The sequence below is a fragment of the Mesorhizobium sp. M0001 genome, assembly GCF_040324255.1.
GTDB lineage: Bacteria > Pseudomonadota > Alphaproteobacteria > Rhizobiales > Rhizobiaceae > Mesorhizobium.
The window spans coordinates 1-611 of record NZ_JAMYVS010000044.1; the positions used below are offsets into that span (position 1 = coordinate 1).

Sequence of the window (611 nt, forward strand, 5' to 3'; positions counted from 1 at the left end):
GTAACCGCAGTCCACGATAGCAAGCAGTTTGACTATGTTCTTTCACGTGAGCCAGTCGATCTCGTGGTTGTTGACCTCAACCTAGGCCGGGAGGATGGACTTGCGATCGTCCGCAATCTGGCGACAAAATCGGATGTTCCTATCATAGTGATCAGCGGCGACCGGCTTGATGAGGCGGAAAAAGTGGTTGCACTGGAGCTCGGCGCAACCGATTTCATTCCCAAGCCTTTCGGGATGCGCGAATTCCTGGCCCGCATTCGAGTAGCGCTACGCCAGCGCATTTCTAGTCCGCGAACCAGAGAGCAGCGCTCATTTCGCTTTGGGGCCTGGAAGCTCAGCGTGAAGCAGCGGCGACTGATCTGTGCGGAGCGTGGCGAGGTCAAGCTTACCGCATGTGAGTTCAATCTCTTGATCGCATTTCTGGAGAACCCCCGCAACGTGCTATCCAGAGAACGGCTTTTGCTCGCGAGCCGTGTGCGTGGAGAAGAGGTGTACGATCGAAGTATCGATGTCCTAATCATGCGCTTGCGCCGAAAGCTGGAGGCTGATGCGGCCAACCCTCGCCTGGTCAAAACATCCCGTGGCGCAGGGTACTTCTTCAACGCTGACGT

1 protein-coding gene is annotated in these 611 nt (G+C 56.3%); it reads left to right on the forward strand.

Annotation, left to right across the window (positions count from 1 at the left end; all coding sequences use genetic code 11):
• A partial coding sequence (gene virG / locus NKK50_RS31275) for a two-component system response regulator VirG (RefSeq protein WP_352544382.1) occupies window positions 1–611 on the forward strand: 611 nt, incomplete at both ends.